The organism is Gallibacterium trehalosifermentans, assembly GCF_042433055.1.
GTDB classification, from domain to species: Bacteria; Pseudomonadota; Gammaproteobacteria; order Enterobacterales; family Pasteurellaceae; genus Gallibacterium; species Gallibacterium trehalosifermentans.
This window is the reverse complement of the sequence record NZ_JBHLWB010000010.1, coordinates 39,088-59,230: the sequence shown is the minus strand read 5'-3', so window position 1 is coordinate 59,230 and position 20,143 is coordinate 39,088. Positions and strand designations below refer to the sequence as shown.

Genomic DNA, 20,143 nt, shown 5'->3' with positions numbered 1-20,143 from the left:
ATAATTAAACAATAATTGTTAGCAACCATTTTTCTAAGATATTTTTTCAATAAACTATTGAATGAATTATGAACGTTTCATCGCTTCAAAAAACTCTTCATTTGTTTTTGTCATGGATAATTTATCAATTAAAAACTCCATTGCTTCAATTTCCCCCATTGGGTGGACAATTTTCCGCAAAATCCACATTTTTTGTAGCTCATCTGGCGTAGTTAACAAATCTTCTTTACGTGTACCAGAACTATTGAAATCAATCGCTGGGAACACACGTTTTTCTGCAATTTTACGTGAAAGATGAAGTTCCATATTTCCCGTTCCTTTGAACTCTTCATAAATGACTTCGTCCATCTTAGAACCCGTATCCACCAATGCCGTAGCAATAATGGTTAAACTTCCTCCTTCCTCAACATTACGTGCAGCCCCAAAGAAACGTTTTGGACGATGTAATGCATTGGCATCTACCCCACCAGAAAGTACCTTACCTGACGCAGGAGTAACAGTATTGTAAGCGCGAGCTAAACGTGTAATGGAATCTAATAAAATGACCACATCTTTTTTATGCTCGACCAAACGTTTTGCTTTTTCAATTACCATTTCAGCTACCTGTACATGACGTGCCGCAGGTTCATCAAAGGTAGAAGCGACCACTTCACCTTTAACCAAACGTTGCATCTCTGTAACCTCTTCAGGACGCTCGTCAATTAATAACACCATCAAAATACATTCTGGGTAATTATAAGTAATACTCTGGGCAATATTTTGCAGGAACATTGTTTTACCTGCTTTTGGCGGAGCCACAATCAACGCACGCTGCCCTTTGCCGATTGGTGCAGCTAAATCTAAAATACGCGCAGTTAAATCTTCTGTTGAACCGTTACCGCGTTCCATACGTAAACGGTAATTAGCGTGTAATGGCGTTAAATTTTCAAAGAGGATTTTATTGCGGGAGATTTCAGGGCGGTCATCATTGACTTGATTAACTTTGAGTAGAGCAAAATAACGTTCCCCTTCTTTCGGCGGTCGAATTTTACCCTCAATCATATCACCCGTACGCAGATTAAAGCGGCGAATTTGGCTTGGCGAAACGTAAATATCATCTGGTCCAGCTAAATAAGAACTATCTGCAGAACGCAAAAAACCAAAACCATCAGGTAAAATTTCTAATACGCCATCACCAAAAATGTCTTCCCCACTTTTAGCTTGCTGTTTAAGAATAGCGAAAATAATATCTTGTTTTCTCAGACGAGCTAAATTTTCTAGCCCCATTTGTTCTTCGCCCAATTTCACAAGCTCAGAAACAGGTGTATTTTTTAATTCTGTTAAATTCATAATAACTGAAATGCTGTTGTAGATTAGATTAAAATGGATTGTAAATTGGATATGAGATAAAAATTGCTCGTAAAATTACCATTAAAAAAGACTATTGTCTAGTTTTAGAGTAGAATTTGCCATGAATTAAACGAAATTTAACAAATTGAACCTATGGAACATCAATATCTTACATCAACAACATTTAGCAGTTTTGCATTACACCCCTCAATTCAATCCGCTTTGCGCGAAATGGGGTTAACCTATTGCACACCTATTCAAGCTCTATCATTACCTTATTCTTTACAGGGTCAAGACATCGCAGGGCAAGCACAAACAGGAACGGGGAAAACGGTTGCATTTCTGACCGCACTCTTCCAACACTTATTACAATCGCCTACCGCTAAACAGCAGTTATCCGCAATAATCCTTGCACCAACCCGAGAATTGGCTGTACAAATTCATCATGATGCACAGATTTTTGCGAAACATACAGGTCTCACACTCGGTTTAGCTTATGGTGGTGATGGTTATGAACAGCAATTACAGACCTTGCAACAGGGAGTAAATATTCTCATTGGTACGACTGGACGAGTTATTGATTATGTCAAACAGCGTATCATTTCATTAAATCAGATCGAGTGCGTTGTATTAGATGAGGCTGATAGAATGTTTGATCTCGGTTTTATCCGAGATATTCGCTATCTATTACGCCATTGTCCACCGCCAACCGAACGGCTCACTATGCTTTTCTCCGCCACTCTATCATTTAAAGTAAGAGAGTTAGCCTTTGAAGATATGAATGATCCACATTATGTTGAAATTGAATCCACTTATAAAACTGCCGATAGTGTCAAAGAAGAACTTTTCTATCCCTCTAACCAAGATAAAATGAAATTGTTATTGACACTCATTGAAGAAGAATGGCCCGAGCGTTGTATTATTTTTGCTAATACTAAACATCAGTGTGAAAAAATTTGGCAATATTTAGTTGCAGATGGACATCGTGCTGGTCTACTTACAGGTGATGTTCTACAAAAGAAACGCTTCAAATTGTTAGAGCAGTTTACGCAAGGGCAGTTAGATATTTTAGTCGCAACAGACGTCGCCGCACGTGGTTTGCATATTCCGCAAGTTACACATGTATTCAATTATGATCTCCCTGATGATTATGAGGATTATGTGCATCGAATTGGACGTACTGGGCGCGCGGGAGAAACTGGGGTATCCATTAGTTTTGCCTGTGAAGATTATGCAATCAATTTGCCTGCGATTGAGCAATATATTGGACACCAAATTCCTGTGAGCCACTATGATTCTGAGGCTTTATTAGCCTTACCGAAAATAAAAAGAAGTGGTAAACGTTACTATTCAAACACTCGCAATAAAGCATAATGTCAGTTTACTAATCATTCCATATGAATTAGCTTTTATTAGATTATTATTAACATTTTGATTTAGGTTTCGCCCTAAAGGGCAACCTATCTCTCCATTATATTTGCACTAATACATCACCTTACTAATTTTGTCCTCATACAATCTTGTTCTAATTTCCCTCAAAACAGATATCATGATACAATTCGCGCCTTATTTTAGATGTATCATTTTTAAACAGAAAAGGGCTCTAAGCGTGTTAGAAACAATTATCGATGAACTAGATAATTTAAAAGCAAAAGATATTTTAGTTCTTGATGTAAAAGGGAAATCCCCCATCACTGACCATTTAATTATTTGTACTGGTAACTCAACTCGCCATGTGGCGTCTTTAGGCGAAAACCTGATGACCGCTTGCAAGCAAAAACAGATTGATAACTTTGGGGCAGAGGGTTTCAACACGAGTGATTGGATTGTTGTTGATTTCGGACAAGTGATGGTACATATCATGCAAGAAGAAGCGCGTAGCTTATACCAATTAGAAAAGTTATGGGCATAAGTCAATGAAATTACAGCTAATTGCCGTTGGAACTAAAATGCCAGCTTGGGTTACTACTGGTTTTGAAGAGTATCAACGCCGTTTTCCAAAAGATTTACCACTAGAATTAATTGAAATTCCTGCTGGTAAGCGTGGTAAAAATGCAGACATTAAACGCATTCTTGAAAAAGAGGGCGAATTAATGTTAGCTGCTTGCGGGAAAAATAGTCTAATTGTTACGTTAGATATTCCTGGAAAACCTTGGACTACGCCACAATTAGCACAACAACTCGAAAGCTGGAAACAAGATGGACGTGATGTCAGTTTATTAATTGGCGGTCCAGAAGGCTTATCACCAGAGTGTAAACAAGCCGCTGAACGCAGTTGGTCTTTATCATCATTAACCTTACCTCACCCCTTAGTACGCATTGTGGTAGCAGAAAGCCTTTATCGTGCTTGGAGTTTAACCACTAATCACCCTTATCATCGTGAGTAATTCAGATGAAACTGATGAAATTTTTGCAAGAAAAAGAAACTATTCGGGATAATCAAGCAGAAAGTAATCTGTTTGCTCGCCGTGCATTAATTTCATTCATTGGTGTACTAATATTAACTGGAATATTACTCACTAACTTATATAACTTACAAATTGTCAATTATGAAATGTACCAAACTCGTTCCAATGGCAACCGAATTAAATTATTACCCATTGCTCCAACGAGAGGCATTATCTACGATCGCAACAATAAAATCCTAGCAGAAAACCTTACTTTTTTTGGCTTATACATTGTGCCTGAAAAAGTAGATAATTTAGAACAAACGTTTAATCAATTAAAACAAATTGTTAGCTTAACAGATGAAGATATCGAAGCTTTTAAGAAAGAACGGCGTCGTTCACAACGTTATACGCCAATTTTATTAAAGGCTGATTTAAATGAAGAACAAATTGCGCGTTTTTCAGTGAATCAATATGCGTTTCCCAGTATTGAAATCAAACCTTACTTTAAACGGCATTACCTTTATGGTGAACCATTAACTCATATTCTCGGTTATGTCGCGCGTATCAATGATCGTGATGTAGAACGCCTCAAACAAGAAGATAAAGAAGCCAATTATTCTGGTACTCATAATATTGGCAAATTAGGTATTGAACGTTATTACGAGGACGTTTTGCATGGGCAAGTTGGTTTTGAAGAAGTTGAGGTTAATAGCCAAGGAAAAGTTATCCGAAAATTACGTGAACAACCTGCTATTGCTGGTAAAAATGTTCGTTTAACTTTAGATGTTGATTTACAACGTTATATTTTTAACTTACTGGGTGATCAAAAAGCGGCTGTTGTTGTGATGAATCCTCAAGATAGTAGTATTCTTGCTATGGTTTCTACGCCAAGTTATGACAATAATTTATTTGTTGATGGCATTTCATACAACGACTACCAACGTTTATTAAATGATGCTAACCGACCATTATATAGTCGAGCCTTACAAGGCGCCTATCCTCCAGCATCAACAGTTAAGCCATTTATTGCTGTTTCGGCTTTAACTGATAATATTATTACTTCAAATACCACATTTTATGATCCTGGCTATTTTGCTATTCCTAATACGACAAAACGCTTCCGAGACTGGTTAAAAACAGGGCATGGTTCTACAAATGTTATCAAAGGTATTACTGAATCATCAGATACCTTTTTCTATAATGTAGCTTACTTAATGGGTATTGATCGTTTATCCAGCTGGATGCAGAAATTTGGTTTTGGGCAACCTACTGGTATAGATATCTTAGAAGAAACCAACGGCGTGATGCCTACTCGTGAATGGAAACAAAAACGCTATAAAAAACCTTGGTTCCAAGGTGATACCATTCCCGTTGGAATCGGACAAGGCTATTGGACAGCTACACCACTACAATTAGCTAAAGCACTTGCCATCTTAATCAATAATGGGAAAGTCAACACGCCTCATTTAATGAAAGAAATTATCGGTAATCAAAGTGAACCTTATGAAGATAAGCATCTCTATCCGAATATTACTGAGCCGAATGATATTGATTGGAGTATTGCCAAACAAGGAATGTATGGTGTCATAAATAGTGCAAATGGCACAGCGAGAAAAGCTTTCATTGGTACACCTTATAAAGTCGCTGGAAAATCAGGGACAGCACAAGTATTTAGCTTAAAAGAAAATGAAACCTATAACTCAAAGAACCTCTCTAAACATTTACATGACCACGCTTGGTTTATTGCTTATGCTCCTTTTGAAAACCCGAACGTAATTGTAACTATTATTATGGAGAATGCTGGCGGAGGCTCAGGAAATGCCGCTCCGATTGTCCGACAAATATTAGATTATTACTTCGTTCATAAACAAAAATATAATCAATTAAATCCTCGCGGAGTATCAGCAGAATGAAGAAAAAGCACACAATAATTTCTCTTTGGCAGAAATTGCATATTGATTTAAAACTGCTTCTTGGTTTAATTATTATTGTTATCTATGGCCTAATCGTATTATATAGCGCATCAGGTGGTAGTGAAAAAATGTTTAATAATCGCTTAATACAAGTTTCTATGGGCTTTGTTGTGATGTTCATTTTTGCACAATTACCACCACGTTTTTATCAAAAAGTAGCACCTTACTTATATATTGTTGGTATTATCTTACTGATCTTAGTAGATTTAATTGGGACAACAAGTAAAGGCGCACAACGTTGGTTAGATTTAGGTGTTTTTCGCTTCCAACCATCTGAGTTAATTAAGCTTTCTGTGCCATTAATGGTGGCTACATTTTTAGGAAAACGCCAATTACCACCAAGTTTACTTAATACCGTAATTGCTTTGATATTAATTATTGCCCCGACTTTATTGGTTGCTATTCAGCCTGATTTAGGTACCTCCATTCTTGTTGCAGCATCAGGAATCTTTGTTGTTTTTCTTGCTGGAATGAGTTGGAAATTCATTACCACAGCAATAATTGGTGTTGTTGGTTTTATCCCAATTTTATGGTTTTATTTAATGCATGATTACCAAAAAACACGGGTATTAACATTGCTTGATCCAGAAAAGGATCCTTTAGGGGCAGGTTATCATATCATTCAATCTAAAATTGCTATTGGTTCTGGTGGCGTATTTGGTAAAGGTTGGATGATGGGAACACAATCACAATTAGAATTTTTACCTGAGCCTCATACTGATTTTATTTTTGCAGTACTTAGCGAAGAGTATGGACTCATTGGGATTATCATTTTATTAACCATTTATTTATTTATTATTGGACGAGGATTAATTATTGGTGCAAAAGCACAAGACGCTTTTGGTCGTATTTTAACTGGTGCTTTAACATTGATATTTTTCGTTTACGTCTTTGTCAATATTGGTATGGTGAGCGGTATATTACCTGTTGTTGGTGTTCCATTACCACTTGTCAGTTATGGTGGAACATCATTTGTAACATTAATGGCCAGTTTTGGGGTAATAATGTCAATACATACTCATCGACGAATGCTTTCTCAAGGAAAGTAATTTCCATTTGAGCAAATAAAAAATAAAGGAATATATTTAATATGAAACTAAAGAAATATTTTACTGTATTAGCTACACTTTTTTTCCTATTGCAAACAACTGGAGTATTAGCTAAGACAAACAGCAAAAATGAAACTAAAAAAGTGTATGGTATTGCAGGACCAAAGTTACAGTTCCACCCGAAAAAAACAACCAGTAGAGTTTATACTGTAAAAGGGGTTCGTTATCGCACTATTACTTCAAAAGAAGCTAAAAATTATGCCAAACAAGGTACAGCAACATTCTATCATTCTAAATTTATCGGGCAAAAAACATCTAGTGGAGAAATTTATAATGAAAAGCTTTTTACTGCGGCACATAAAACTCTCCCTCTAAACAGTTATGTATTAGTTACTAACTTACGTAATCACAAAAAAGTTGTTGTAAGAATTAATGATAGAGGACCATTCCACTCTAATCGAATTATCGATCTCTCTAAAGCAGCCGCAAAAGAGTTGGGAATGCTAACTCATGGAAAGGTAAATGTAAAATTAGATATGGTTATTATTGATCATCAAGGTAATCTCTCTGGAGAGGGTGGTAAAGCCTTAATTGCTGCTCGCCAAAAAATCGAAAATAATACTACACTATCTTCTGAAGCAACAACTAGCCAATACCAATTAAAAGCAAGCAACATAGAAAGCCGAGAAAAAGCAGAAAAATTTATTTCTGCCTTAGACATGGCTGATGTCAAAACAGAAATTATCCAAAATGGTGATAAATTTAATATCCACTTTGGTCCTCTATTTGATATAGCCAAAGTTAATCGCATTAAACTAGTCTTTTCTCGTTTAAATTCAGATAATAGTCAACTTTATACTTATCGCTATTAGTATTTAACTCAATTTAAAAGCTTAAAACCTTTTTCTTATCGCGATATACTTATAAATATAAAAAAACAAACTATGTACAATTTTATATACTATTTTTAAGGAAGAAAAAATGTCATTATATTCTAAAAAACTGAAAAAGCTTGTATTAGCAGGTTTATTCAGTTTTTCTAGCATTTCTCTCGCTTATACTGAAAGTCCTTATAATGTCATTCCGCCACAAGTGAATGCACAAACTTATATTTTAATGGACTATAACACAGGTACAGTATTAGCCGCCGTTAACCCAGATCAAAGACACTACCCTGCATCATTAACTAAAATGATGACCAGTTACGTGATTGGGCAAGCTTTAAAAGAAGGAAGAATCCATAACACGGATATAGTAACGATTGATGAAGAGGCTTGGGGAAAAAATTTTCCTGGCTCATCAAAAATGTTCTTAAATGTTAATCAACAGGTTTCTGTCGCAGATCTAAACCGAGGAATTATTATTGCTTCTGGTAATGATGCTTGTGTTGCAATGGCAAAATATCTTGCTGGTTCACAAGCAAACTTTATCAATATGATGAACCAATATGTTGATCAATTTGGCTTAAAAAATACGTATTTCGCTACCGTACACGGTTTAGATCATGAAAATCAATACTCAACTGCTCGTGATATGGCGATTATTGGAGCGAGACTGATTCATGATTTACCTGAAGAGTACCATATCTATTCAGAAAAAGAGTTTACTTTTAATAATATCAAACAACCGAATCGCAATGGTTTACTATGGGATAAGAACCTTAATGTAGATGGTTTAAAAACAGGTCATACAAATGAAGCTGGTTACAACTTAGTTGCTTCTGCTGTTGATAATAATATGCGCCTAATTTCAGTGGTAATGGGTGTTAGCTCATTCAAAGGGCGTGAAGTTGAAAGCAAAAAATTACTCCAATGGGGGTTTGCAAACTTTGAAAATGTCAAACCATTAGCAGCAAATCAAGTCGTTTCTGAACAACCAATCTATTATGGTAAAGAAAACAAGGTAAAATTAGGTACGCTCTCCGATGTTTACTTAGTAATCCCTAAAGGTAAGAGTCAATCCGTTAAAGCTCGTTATCAACTTAACCAAAAATTCTTAGAAGCGCCATTGAAAAAAGGACAAGTTGTTGGCTCTATCGTGTATCAACTTGACGGTAAAGATATCCAAACAGCAAATCTTCAAGTAATGGATACTGTTGAAGAAGCTGGTTTCGTTGGCAAAATTTGGGACTGGATTGTACTTACAGTAAAAAGTATTTTTAGCTAATACATTACTCAGTAACCTAATAACTATCCTTAAAAATTAACTAACCCACCTAATATGAGGTGGGTTAAATTCCATTCACAATTTTATTTTTGGATATATATAGCATAAACCATTAATTTAAAAGAGAAAAATTATGCAACAAGAACAACCGAAATTAAAAGACTTACTTAAATTTCCATGCGACTTTCCATACAAAGTCGTTGGTTTGGCACACCCAGAATTAACCGATCGTGTTCTAGCTGTTGTACAACAACACGCGCCTGGTGATTACAGCCCATCAATTAAGCCAAGTCGAAATGGAAAATATCATTCAGTATCTATCACCATTACCGCAAAAAATATTGAACAAGTCGAAACGTTATATAAAGAATTGGCAGAAATCGACATTGTGAGAATGGTGTTATAACAAAGGTGCTATCTATGGGAAGCGCAACAAAACCGTTAGAACAGCAAGTTATTATTCGCCAACTTGGTGTACAACCTTACGATACCATTTGGCACCGTATGCAAGAATTTACTAACCAGCGTACGGCTGACTCACTAGATGAAATTTGGCTTGTGCAACACTCACCTGTTTTTACACAGGGGCAAGCAGGAAAGGCTGAACATATTCTCACTAAAACAGTAATTCCAGTGGTACAATCTGATCGTGGTGGACAAGTAACTTATCACGGACCAGGACAACAAGTAATGTACGTTTTAATTGATATTAAAAGACGTAAATTCATTGATAAATTATCTGGTAATGAAGCCCCTCTTTCTGTCAGAGATTTGGTTACTCACTTAGAACAAAGTGTTGTTAATACATTGGCGGATTACAATATTCAAGGTTATCCAAAACCTGATGCACCAGGAGTATATATTGATGGAAAGAAAATTTGTTCACTTGGCTTGCGTATTCGCAAAGGGTGTTCTTTCCACGGTTTAGCGTTCAACATTCATATGGATTTATCACCATTCCATACAATTAATCCTTGTGGCTACGCTGGTTTAGAGATGTGTCAACTCCAAGATTTTATTGATACTGAAATTACTTGCGCAGATGTTGCACCAAAGCTTATTGAACATTTTACACGCTTAATTGGCTATCAACAGCTTCACTATGTTGATGGTTTACCCAATACAAAATAAGGAATATCAATATGGGCACCCCATTTAAAATGGAACGTGGCGTCAAATATCGTGATGCTGCCAAAACATCAATTATCCCCGTAAAAAATATTAATCCTGATCAAGAGTTATTACCAAAACCAGAATGGATGAAAATTAAATTACCAGCCAATTCTGAAAAGATCTTAAATATCAAAAAGGCAATGCGTAAAAATGGATTAAACTCTGTTTGTGAAGAAGCCTCTTGCCCAAACCTAGCAGAATGTTTCCATCACGGCACTGCAACTTTTATGATTTTAGGTGCAATTTGCACCCGCCGTTGCCCATTCTGTGATGTTGCACATGGTAAACCTTTACCACCTGATCCAGAAGAGCCGAAAAAATTAGCACAAACTATTAAAGATATGGGTTTGCGTTATGTGGTGATTACCTCAGTTGACCGTGATGATTTACGAGATGGTGGTGCAGGACACTTTGCCGAATGTGTAAAAGAAATTCGTGCCTTAAATCCAAATATTAAAATTGAAATTTTAGTACCAGATTTTCGTGGAAGAATTGAAGTTGCTCTCGAAAAACTAGCACAAAATCCACCTGATGTATTTAACCATAACCTTGAGAATATTCCCCGTTTATATAAAGAGGTTCGTCCTGGTGCAGATTACCAATGGTCATTACGTTTATTAAGAGAATTCAAACAAATGTTCCCAAATATCCCAACAAAATCAGGTTTAATGGTAGGATTAGGGGAAACCAATGAAGAAATCCTCGAAGTTATGCAAGACCTACGTAGTAATGGTGTAACTATGTTGACTCTAGGGCAATACTTACAACCAAGTCGCCATCATTTACCAGTAGCACGTTATGTTCCACCAGCAGAATTTGATGAGTTTCGTAACAAAGCAAAAGAGATGGGCTTTGAACATGCTGCTTGTGGTCCATTTGTTCGCTCATCTTACCATGCAGACTTACAAGCTAAAGGCGTAGAAGTAAAATAATTCTATTTTTCACATTAAATACTCCCGCAATTATCCTCAACAAATTGCGGGTTTATTTTTTCTTCTCGATCTCGATCACAAAACAAAGCCTCTCTTCCTCAATATCGATTACCCACTAATTATACTGCACGTTATTTCATTATTGAGAACAACTATGTCATTAGCCATTGTATATAGTAGAGCCTCTATTGGTGTACAGGCACCATTAGTTACCATCGAAGTGCATATGAGTCAGGGAACACCTGGACTCACATTAGTCGGTTTACCTGAAACAACAGTAAAAGAAGCTCGTGATCGTGTACGTAGTGCATTAATTAATGCTAACTTTCGTTATCCTATTCAACGAATTACCATCAACCTTGCCCCAGCAGATCTACCTAAAGAAGGGGGACGCTTTGACTTACCGATTGCATTAGGCATTTTAGCTGCATCAGGACAAATTGATGCAAAACAATTACAAGCATTTGAATTTGTCGGTGAACTAGCATTAACAGGTAATTTACGTGGTGTACAAGGTGTCATTCCCGCCATTTTAGCGGCAAAACAAGCTAAACGAGAATTAATTATTGCTAAACAAAATGCCGCAGAAGCAACACTTGTTGCTAATACTCAAACATATGTTGCAAATTCTCTGCTTGATGTTGTCAGTTTTCTGAATCAACAACAATCACTTCCTATCGCTCAAGCTATAGTACCACCTGAACATACACTATCACCACTACAACTTGATATGACTGATATTATTGGTCAGCAACACGCTAAACGCGCTTTACTGATTGCCGCTGCTGGACAACACAATTTACTCTTTCTTGGTCCTCCTGGTACAGGAAAAACGATGCTAGCCAGTCGGCTAACAACATTATTACCCGAGATGAATGAACAAGAAGCGATTGAAACTGCTGCAATTAATAGTTTAGTACAACATCGTTTAGATTATCACCATTGGAAACAACGCCCTTTTCGCGCTCCTCATCATAGTGCCTCATTAGCAGCTTTAGTTGGTGGGGGAACCATACCAAAACCAGGCGAAATTTCATTGGCTCATAATGGGGTACTTTTTTTAGATGAGTTACCTGAATTTGAGCGTAAAGTACTTGATGCCTTACGAGAGCCATTAGAAAGCGGTGAAATCGTTATTTCTCGTACCTCAGCAAAAGTTACCTTCCCTGCAAGATTTCAATTAATTGCAGCTATGAATCCTAGTCCAACAGGGCATTATCAAGGTACACATAACCGCACATCACCACAACAAATTATGCGTTATCTCAATCGATTATCAGGTCCATTTTTAGATCGCTTTGATCTCTCGATTGAAGTTCCTTTATTACCTCAAGGGACATTACAACAACTGCCAAAAGATGAGAATAATAGTGAAAAATTACGACAAATTGTGATTCAGATTCGGGAAAAACAATTAGCTAGAGCAGGAAAAATTAATGCTCACTTATCAGGCAAAGAGATCGAAAAATATTGTAAATTACAACAAAATGATGCGATTTTCCTAGAAACTGCATTAAATAAATTAGGGTTATCTGTGCGAGCTTATCACCGTATTTTGCGAGTCTCTCGAACGATAGCAGATCTGGCTGATGAACAACAGATCCAACGCCCCCATTTAGCTGAAGCTTTAGGTTATCGTGCTATGGATCGTCTATTACAGCGTTTGACTTCTGGTATGGAATAGATAAAAAACCGTGCTAAAAATAATTTTTAACACGGTTTATGCCTAACAATTCAGGCTTTCATACAACTTTTACTGATTATATATGTAAAGGAATTAACACCAGCGTATAAACAATTATCACTGCAATCCCAGCAAATAGTGGTACTGAAGTTCGTTTAACCAATAACATTGGGGAAAGTTTTGCACTACCTGAAACGGCTACAATCACACCAGATACAGGTGATAAAGCTCGTCCAGTATTAGATACCTGCATCATTGGTGCAATTAAATAAACTGGGTTAATGCCCAACTGTCCTGCAAGACGTGGCGCTAACTCAACAAAAGCAAAAAATGCCGCATTACCTGAACCTGATGCAATCGCAACTAATAGTGTAATAAAAACCAGTGCAAGCATCATCACGGTTGCAGCTGTGCCAAGATTTTGTGCAACATTAATTAAATCTTCCGTAAAGCCAATTCTGCTTAATCCTTCAGCAAATACCCCTGCTGCAATAATCAACATCACAACACTACTAAAGGCTTCCGCCATACCGCTATAACATTTTTCTAGTCCAGCAAAAACTTCACTTACGCTACGAGTCCGAATTAATTCAATTAATGCACTAATAATCAATGTTAAAATTAATAATCCGCCCAAAGAAATTTCAGGTAACACTTTACCATCAAAAATAAATAGACCAATAATCGGTAAAAATGGCAAAATTGCATAATAAACTGGTGCATTACTATTTAAAATATGCGATGGATCTACTTCATTTAATCCACCAACTTGTACTAGCCCCTCCTTAACATCGCAATAACGTTGCCAAAAGAAATGCACAATCCCAATCACTAATATTGCTAATAAACTCATCGGTAAAATCACTTGGAAAGCAAAATGTTTCAAGGTATCACCCGCCTGTTCAGCTGCTAAAATCACATCAACTGATGTCGGAGATAGATTTACTACTGCAGTAGTCGCACAAATCGCTGCTGCACTTGGTGCAGAAATACCTAAACGTGTCAAAATTGGGAATAGTGTTGCCATTAAAAATACGCCTAATGCCGTGGCAGACGGAATCGCAAATGAAATAAACGAAGCAACCCAAAACCCGCCAATTAACAAAATATAAGGAGATTTAATCCGCTGTAACGGTTTATATAGCAAACGGACAATCACATCATTTGCACCAATATGACTCATATAAACGGAAAAGCCAATCAACACCATGACAATCATTCCTAAGCCACCACCTCGTTTTTCAAAGAGTGAATAAAGATAATTGCCTATATCAACAAAGAAAATGCCTGTACTATCTTTCACTGGTGGCGCAATAAAAGAAGCAAGGATTAGCAATATAATCCCAGCACACAATAATAAACCTTTTGCATTTATACCTTTAATAATCCAATACCCTACTAATAAAATAGTTAATACACCAATAATTAAACTCATCTTTTACTCCTTACGTTGTAATTGCCCAGTATATTTGTCTTGCCAATTACAATTTAACCGATTGATTGGTAGTGATTTTTGTATAATTGTTCAAATTAAACTGAAAGTAGAGATAATTTCACTTATCTTGATGTGATTTTAACAGAGAATATGTTTTAAAAATGAAATAAGAGAGAGTTTTATAAACTAAATCAAAAAAACGGTTTATTCACAGTTACCACAGAATAAAAACCCCATCATACCGAAGCATAATGGGGTATTAGTCAGAAGAATAATGACAGATTAAAGGATAGTAACACTAATCTGATCTTCTATAAACACATGATGAATTGACGATGTACCTGTTACATTGTCGGTATAGGTCGCTTCATACACATGATAAGTTCTAGTATCCGTAGTGGCGTTCATAGACACATCAACTTTCACGCCATCAGCATTGCCGTTATTATCATCAGCTTGCCAATCAGCAAGTGTTTTGCTGCTGTCGCCAACTTTACGCCACATATTAGCCAATTCAACTTTATTGAAGGCTTTTTGGGCATCAGTATAACCAGCAGTGGTGTGGATTTTCATATCACCGCCTGTATTGCTACTATCAATACGGACAATATCACCTGCTGATTCAATATTTGAGTTAAATTCAATTTCCTCAATACCCCACAGGTTTGCATAGCCCTCTTGATTGTTACCACCAATAATAAAGCGACTTTGACCATCTTCTGCAGTACCGATAATTACTTTATCGTGATCTGCACCACCATCGAAAATATTGTTTGGCGAACTATTCACTAAACCATATAAGCGGATAATATCATTCCCCGCACCAGCGTGGACTTCATTGTGCGTACCATTCACTGTGTACAACTGAATATCATCATGTCCCATACCCGTATAAACATAGTTATTACTTTGAACATTTGACAACATCACGATATCAGTATCATTACCACCACCAATTTCGGCACCTGTCCAAATACGGGTATTGGTTACACCACCAGCTGCAAGGTTACCCTCTGCATCAAAACCAAGTTTGATGGTATCAGCTTGATTGCCACCTATAATACGTGCGCCAGTCGTTGAGCCACCTACGCTTAAGGTGTTGTTGCCCTCACCCAAGTCGATACGTGCTGCGGTATAGATATCACTATCCCAATTACCTGTACCCAAATCGTTATTTCTATCAGAAGCTTTCGCATTACTTGCTTTTATACGATCAACAATATACTGTTCTAATTCAGAATAAGTTCTCGTATGGTTACCTTCTACAGTTTTACCCAAGTTACCATAGAACGTACGGTAGTAAGACATCGCAATATCATTGTAGTACTGATACAAATTTTCATTAATTTGATTAGAAGCGCCACTGACTTCATTGTTATAAAACATTGTATATAACCAGTCAACGTTATTAGCTTGCTCTCCACCCATACTCAAGTTATCATCAATACGGATAGAGTCATTGCCGTCCCCCATTAAGGCAATAGAACGCCCAGTAAGAGAACCTGTGATACGTACATCACTACCGTCCTTAGATACTAAAGCAAAACGTGCAGTACCACCATCGGACGTAACATCACCACTAATCGTCAATTTATCATTGCCTGCTCCTAAGTTGATAATATTACTGCCTTCCGATCCTGACTCTTGTCCAGTGATGGTACCTGTATTCATCACATCATCACCAGAACCTAAGTTAAAGTAGTTACCAGAGGAAGTTTCATTACCCGCAAAAATCGTTCCCGCAATATTCAAGGTATCGTTACCGCTTCCCATATCAAACTTAGCATTGGTATAGAACAAGGACGATTGATCTTTCGGGCTATATACAGCATAACCAGAAGCGGCTGCTGTGCTGGTAATCTCTACAATATCGTTCCCCTCTCCCATAATAAATTGTTGTGAACCATTGAAGTTAGCACCACTGAAGCTATTTGTACCAGCTAAGAAGCCTGTACGGATAACATCATCGCCCTCATTGGTGATAATACGCACACTCCCCACAATACCATTAGCAGTAATATAGTCTGCTCCACCTGCGCCTGTATTAAGATCGAAGCGTAAGTCCCCATCTTCTGTCCCAATCAACCCTTTACGAAATTCTGTGTCATAACCATCATCTGTACGCACTTTAGCTACATTGATCACATCGCCGCGTTCATTATCACCATTCCAAGTAAAGTAATAACCTTGACCTCGTTCTGGATTTGCCCAACCTGGCGCGTGATCATTGTGATACTCTTTACCATCGTTATTATCACCATTACCACTCGCAAATCTATAGAAATTAGGCATCGTGTCATCATTCCAACGCATTTCCCAGTCAAGTTTTGGATTATAAACCGCTTTGCTGTTATCCACGTTGTGAACTTTGTCATCTTGTGGTGTACCAAAGTTTTCCGTTGTGCCATCGATCGTTACCGTATTATCCGTAGATTGTACGCTATCATTTAACGATTTGTTTTCCTCTGTAACGTTATCGATATTAGCCTCAGCCGTTTTGCCTGTAACCAGTGGCTCATGTGAGTTTTTATCCACAATATCAACTTGCACAGTATAGTTTTTACCATCAACACCAGTAACGTCAAAGCTACCTGTATTCTCGCCAGCAGATAACGCATTGTATTGTGGGGTTCCTACCACGGCACCATTTTCATCTAATAGCTGCACACGGACTTGTTTATCCTCTGTTGTGGTTAAATCACCGCCTAAGGTATAAGTATAGTTCAATACGTTATCCGTTACTTGCAAGCCTGTAGCGTCGCTGTCTTTATCATCGTTAGTGATATTAAGGCTCTCAACAGTTGGCATTTCGACAACCGTAGTACTATTAGCGGTAGATTCATTCCCCGCTTTGTCTCTGGCCACTGCCGTTACTGTTGTACCCGCTGGTACATTACTAATCGTCGCAACCCCATTGTTAATCGTTACATTATCAGCGTCAGATGCTTCCCAACCAGTCGCTGTTTTAGTCAAGGTGATTGGCGTACTATCATCTCCCTGTGAAACAACCACAGTATCACCAATGTTTGCATTTGCTGGTAAGCCCACATCAACAGCATTTGGCTTAGCTTGTACAGTTGGGGCTTTTGGTGCCACATTGTCCAATGTAATCTCATCACTTGGTTCGCTGCTATTCCCCTCAGCATCAGTTACTTTAACTTTATAGTGCGTACCATCTGCTTTGATACCTGGGAAAGTAAATGCGCCACTCTCATCAACAGTCGCTGTAATTGGTTGATTATCTGCGCCGATAACTGGTCGCCCATCTGCATTTAGTAAGGTAGCTTTAGCTCCTGTGCCAGCATTTGCAACAGTACCTGAAAGTACGCCATTATCTGCATAACCATCTTTAGGCTCATCATTCCAAACTGGTTTGCTTACTGAGTTATCAGTAGGTGCATCAGCTGGGGTATCTGTTGTCCCAGCATTAATAGTAAAAGGAACTTCCTCACTAGCTAAACTGCTATTATCTGCTTGATCTTTCACTTTAGCAGAAACAGTATAATTGCCATCGCGTGATCCTTCTTGATTAGTTGGAAGTTGATCTTGTGGTATGATGACATCAACTACTTTAGTACCATTCGGACCATCTTTGATATCATTCTCACCAATAACATGAGTGATAGTAATTGGCGTCTCACTATTTGGCGACTTAACAGTTAATTCAACGGTATCCCCCACTTCACTATTCGCAGGTAGGGTTACTGGAATTTGAATACCATCTGCCAACTCTTCCGCACTCACGCCGTCTGCCGCTTCAGGAATTGATAAACTTGGGGCGCTATCTGCTTGTCCATCATTATTAGTATCCCCTGGAATGGTTGGCGTTACTGTCGGTGCGGTCGCAGATCCTGATTTGCTTACACCATTATTATCCGTCGCTTGAACACGAATCTCAGGTAATGGCTTACCTGCATTCACTTGATCTGCCCCAGCTTGGGTTAAAGTAATATTGCCATTTTCATCAACCTGATAGAACCCATTATCATTGTTTTGCAATGTATAAGTAATCGGCGCACCACTTTCATCAGCTACAGCAGCAGTAGCAATCACTTGACCTGCTGTTGCAGAATCTTCTGTAATACCATTTTTCACACTATCCGCTAACGTTACTGTTAATTCTGGAGCATTGTTTGTTGCATCAGAATCATTTGAGTCTTCTGAGCCATTTATTGGCGTTGTGCCGCCTGATGGTGCAGAACCGTCAGCTGGCGCAGTGCCATCAGTTGGCGAAGTATCGCCAGTTGGTGCAGTTACATTTGCAGAATTAGAGTTATTACCTGCTGCATCAGAAGCAACTACGCTCAAGGTTTCACCATTGTTTTTTGGAGAATCTAAATCTACCGTGAAATTACCTTTGTCATCTGCTGTACCTGTGCCGATAACATGATCGTTTGCATCTTTAACGGTTACGGTTGCCCCAGGTTCTGTCTTACCAGACACTTGGCTACCATTGCCTAACACCGTTAAGCTCCCCTCTTCGATTACTGGCGCAGTCTTATCTTCAGTTGGTGCTGATCCATCTGCTACCACAGTCGCTGGCTCAGACTTGTTACCTGCTTTGTCTGTCGCCTCTGCAGTTAAAGTTTCACCATTAGTTTTCGCAGGGTTAATTGACACATCAAAGTTACCGTTGTTATCCGCTATCGCTGTACCGATTGGTTGACCATTTTCGTCTTTAATCGTTACCGTTGCCCCAGGTTCTGTCTTACCAGACACTTGGCTACCATCATCAGAAATATCTAAGCTATCAGCTTCGATTGTTGGAGCCGTTTTATCATCTGCCGTTACTGTGGCTGGCACAGACGTATTACCTGCTTTATCGCTTGCTTCTACTGTTAAAGTTTCACCATTATTTTTTGGCGGGTTAAGATTTACAGTGAAATTACCATTTTCATCTGCTGTACCTGTGCCGATTGGTTGACCGTTTTCGTCTTTAATCGTTACCGTTGCACTTGGTTCTGTCTTACCAGACACTTGGCTACCATCATCAGAAATATCTAAGCTATCAGCTTCGATTGTTGGAGCTGTTTTATCATCTGCCGTTACTGTGGCTGGCACAGACGTATTACCTGCTTTATCGCTTGCTTCTACTGTTAAAGTTTCACCATTATTTTTTGGCGGGTTAAGATTTACAGTGAAATTACCATTTTCATCTGCTGTACCTGTACCGATTGGTTGACCATTTTCGTCTTTAATCGTTACCGTTGCCCCAGGTTCTGTCTTACCAGAGACCTGATACCCTCCCCCAGACACTTTTAACGTATCTGTATCAATCATCGGGGCAGTTGTATCTTTTGCTGGTTGGCTAGAACCACCACTGCCACCACCAGCACCAGCTGCAACACCTAATAACGCAGCGGCACCAAGCCCTGCATAAATCCAAGGACTAATGGTATGTCCTTCAGGTAAAACACCAACCATACCTGATTCAAACGCACTAACATCTGGTCCCGTTTGTGTAACAATGACTTGTCCTGCTTCGGCGGTTTCCGTCGCAGGTACATCAAAAATTGCATAACATTGATCATTCGGAGAACATTCATGCCAAAATTCATCGATGATGACCTCCATATTTTCTTTTTCACTACTGATAATGAGATCATCTCCTTTACGAGAGACTTTCACATCTTCTGGTGTTTTTCCTGTGGCTGTATCAATTAAATAATATTCTTCACCTGGTACTGCTAGCTCGGTATATTTCCCATTTTTAGCTAATTTTGATAAATTAACTTGCTTTCCAGATTTTCTTGCAATAAGTAATAAAGCCATTTATACTCCCTTATAGTTATTTCTAACAAATAAAATCTTTGTATTCCATTTTCAATATAAGTAAAGTTTACATTTTACCGAATTAACAAAAATATTCTCAATACCCCCCCCCGCAAAATTTTCGAAAATTTACACAATATTCAGAAGTCAAATAAGTTCATTAAAAACCTAAGTTAATGATAATTAAGAAAATTATAATGAAACATCTTGTTAGCACACAGTTCCTGTAGTACCCACAGA

14 protein-coding genes are annotated in these 20,143 nt (G+C 38.0%); 11 read left to right on the top strand and 3 right to left on the bottom strand.

Going from position 1 to position 20,143, the window contains the following annotated elements; all coding sequences use genetic code 11:
• Positions 1–66 precede the first annotated feature (66 nt).
• Complete coding sequence (gene rho / locus ACFFHK_RS09365) at positions 67–1,329, bottom strand: transcription termination factor Rho (RefSeq protein WP_382371792.1); 1,263 nt, start codon at positions 1,327–1,329, stop codon at positions 67–69.
• A 153-nt stretch (positions 1,330–1,482) separates the two neighbouring features.
• On the opposite strand from rho, the gene rhlB reads away from it, so the two are divergent.
• The 11 genes from rhlB to ACFFHK_RS09310 all read left to right on the top strand — a co-directional run bounded on the left by rhlB (position 1,483) and on the right by ACFFHK_RS09310 (position 12,696).
• Positions 1,483–2,703 carry an ATP-dependent RNA helicase RhlB gene (rhlB, locus tag ACFFHK_RS09360; protein WP_382371790.1) on the top strand — a complete coding sequence of 407 codons (1,221 nt, stop codon included), beginning with the start codon at positions 1,483–1,485 and terminating at the stop codon, positions 2,701–2,703.
• Positions 2,704–2,878: 175 nt separating this feature from the next.
• Positions 2,879–3,241, top strand: a complete 363-nt coding sequence (gene rsfS, locus ACFFHK_RS09355; RefSeq protein ID WP_382371788.1) for a ribosome silencing factor — start codon at positions 2,879–2,881, stop codon at positions 3,239–3,241.
• Positions 3,242–3,245: 4 nt separating this feature from the next.
• Positions 3,246–3,716 carry a 23S rRNA (pseudouridine(1915)-N(3))-methyltransferase RlmH gene (rlmH, locus tag ACFFHK_RS09350; protein ID WP_382371786.1) on the top strand — a complete coding sequence of 157 codons (471 nt, stop codon included), beginning with the start codon at positions 3,246–3,248 and terminating at the stop codon, positions 3,714–3,716.
• A 5-nt stretch (positions 3,717–3,721) separates the two neighbouring features.
• Positions 3,722–5,632: a penicillin-binding protein 2 gene (mrdA, locus tag ACFFHK_RS09345; protein ID WP_382371784.1), complete on the top strand. Its 1,911-nt coding sequence runs from the start codon at positions 3,722–3,724 to the stop codon at positions 5,630–5,632.
• Positions 5,629–6,741, top strand: coding sequence for a rod shape-determining protein RodA (rodA, locus tag ACFFHK_RS09340; RefSeq protein WP_382371782.1), 1,113 nt, complete (start codon positions 5,629–5,631; stop codon positions 6,739–6,741). The genes mrdA and rodA overlap by 4 nt, the downstream gene beginning before the upstream one ends.
• Before the next feature lie 41 nt (positions 6,742–6,782).
• Positions 6,783–7,613, top strand: coding sequence for a septal ring lytic transglycosylase RlpA family protein (locus tag ACFFHK_RS09335; protein ID WP_382371780.1), 831 nt, complete (start codon positions 6,783–6,785; stop codon positions 7,611–7,613).
• Between the two features lie 109 nt (positions 7,614–7,722).
• Positions 7,723–8,907 (top strand): serine hydrolase, encoded by a 1,185-nt coding sequence (locus tag ACFFHK_RS09330; RefSeq protein WP_382371778.1) that lies wholly within the window; start codon positions 7,723–7,725, stop codon positions 8,905–8,907.
• 133 nt (positions 8,908–9,040) lie between these two features.
• Positions 9,041–9,313 (top strand): DUF493 family protein YbeD, encoded by a 273-nt coding sequence (gene ybeD / locus ACFFHK_RS09325; RefSeq protein WP_382371776.1) that lies wholly within the window; start codon positions 9,041–9,043, stop codon positions 9,311–9,313.
• Between the two features lie 14 nt (positions 9,314–9,327).
• The gene (gene lipB / locus ACFFHK_RS09320; protein ID WP_382371774.1) at positions 9,328–10,038 is read left to right on the top strand and encodes a lipoyl(octanoyl) transferase LipB; all 711 of its coding nucleotides are present in this window, start codon (positions 9,328–9,330) and stop codon (positions 10,036–10,038) included.
• Between the two features lie 11 nt (positions 10,039–10,049).
• Entirely contained in the window at positions 10,050–11,012 is a 963-nt protein-coding gene (lipA, locus tag ACFFHK_RS09315; RefSeq protein ID WP_382371772.1) for a lipoyl synthase, read from the top strand.
• Positions 11,013–11,166: 154 nt separating this feature from the next.
• Entirely contained in the window at positions 11,167–12,696 is a 1,530-nt protein-coding gene (locus tag ACFFHK_RS09310; RefSeq protein ID WP_382371770.1) for a YifB family Mg chelatase-like AAA ATPase, read from the top strand.
• Positions 12,697–12,772: 76 nt separating this feature from the next.
• On the opposite strand, the gene dcuC is transcribed toward ACFFHK_RS09310, so the two are convergent.
• Both dcuC and ACFFHK_RS09300 read right to left on the bottom strand, forming a co-directional pair.
• Complete coding sequence (gene dcuC / locus ACFFHK_RS09305; RefSeq protein WP_382371768.1) at positions 12,773–14,131, bottom strand: anaerobic C4-dicarboxylate transporter DcuC; 1,359 nt, start codon at positions 14,129–14,131, stop codon at positions 12,773–12,775.
• Positions 14,132–14,413: 282 nt separating this feature from the next.
• Positions 14,414–19,903 carry an Ig-like domain-containing protein gene (locus tag ACFFHK_RS09300; RefSeq protein ID WP_382371766.1) on the bottom strand — a complete coding sequence of 1,830 codons (5,490 nt, stop codon included), beginning with the start codon at positions 19,901–19,903 and terminating at the stop codon, positions 14,414–14,416.
• Positions 19,904–20,143: the final 240 nt, after the last annotated feature.

Bases quoted from the DNA above. Each gene is read 5' to 3' on its own strand.
- mrdA (WP_382371784.1), top strand. From the start codon at position 3,722: ATGAAACTGATGAAATTTTTGCAAGAAAAAGAAACTATTCGGGATAAT.
- dcuC (WP_382371768.1), bottom strand. From the start codon at position 14,131: ATGAGTTTAATTATTGGTGTATTAACTATTTTATTAGTAGGGTATTGG.
- rodA (WP_382371782.1), top strand. From the start codon at position 5,629: ATGAAGAAAAAGCACACAATAATTTCTCTTTGGCAGAAATTGCATATT.
- ACFFHK_RS09335 (WP_382371780.1), top strand. From the start codon at position 6,783: ATGAAACTAAAGAAATATTTTACTGTATTAGCTACACTTTTTTTCCTA.
- rsfS (WP_382371788.1), top strand. From the start codon at position 2,879: ATGATACAATTCGCGCCTTATTTTAGATGTATCATTTTTAAACAGAAA.
- ACFFHK_RS09300 (WP_382371766.1), bottom strand. From the start codon at position 19,903: ATGGCTTTATTACTTATTGCAAGAAAATCTGGAAAGCAAGTTAATTTA.
- ACFFHK_RS09310 (WP_382371770.1), top strand. From the start codon at position 11,167: ATGTCATTAGCCATTGTATATAGTAGAGCCTCTATTGGTGTACAGGCA.
- ybeD (WP_382371776.1), top strand. From the start codon at position 9,041: ATGCAACAAGAACAACCGAAATTAAAAGACTTACTTAAATTTCCATGC.
- rlmH (WP_382371786.1), top strand. From the start codon at position 3,246: ATGAAATTACAGCTAATTGCCGTTGGAACTAAAATGCCAGCTTGGGTT.
- lipA (WP_382371772.1), top strand. From the start codon at position 10,050: ATGGGCACCCCATTTAAAATGGAACGTGGCGTCAAATATCGTGATGCT.
- rhlB (WP_382371790.1), top strand. From the start codon at position 1,483: ATGGAACATCAATATCTTACATCAACAACATTTAGCAGTTTTGCATTA.
- ACFFHK_RS09330 (WP_382371778.1), top strand. From the start codon at position 7,723: ATGTCATTATATTCTAAAAAACTGAAAAAGCTTGTATTAGCAGGTTTA.
- rho (WP_382371792.1), bottom strand. From the start codon at position 1,329: ATGAATTTAACAGAATTAAAAAATACACCTGTTTCTGAGCTTGTGAAA.
- lipB (WP_382371774.1), top strand. From the start codon at position 9,328: ATGGGAAGCGCAACAAAACCGTTAGAACAGCAAGTTATTATTCGCCAA.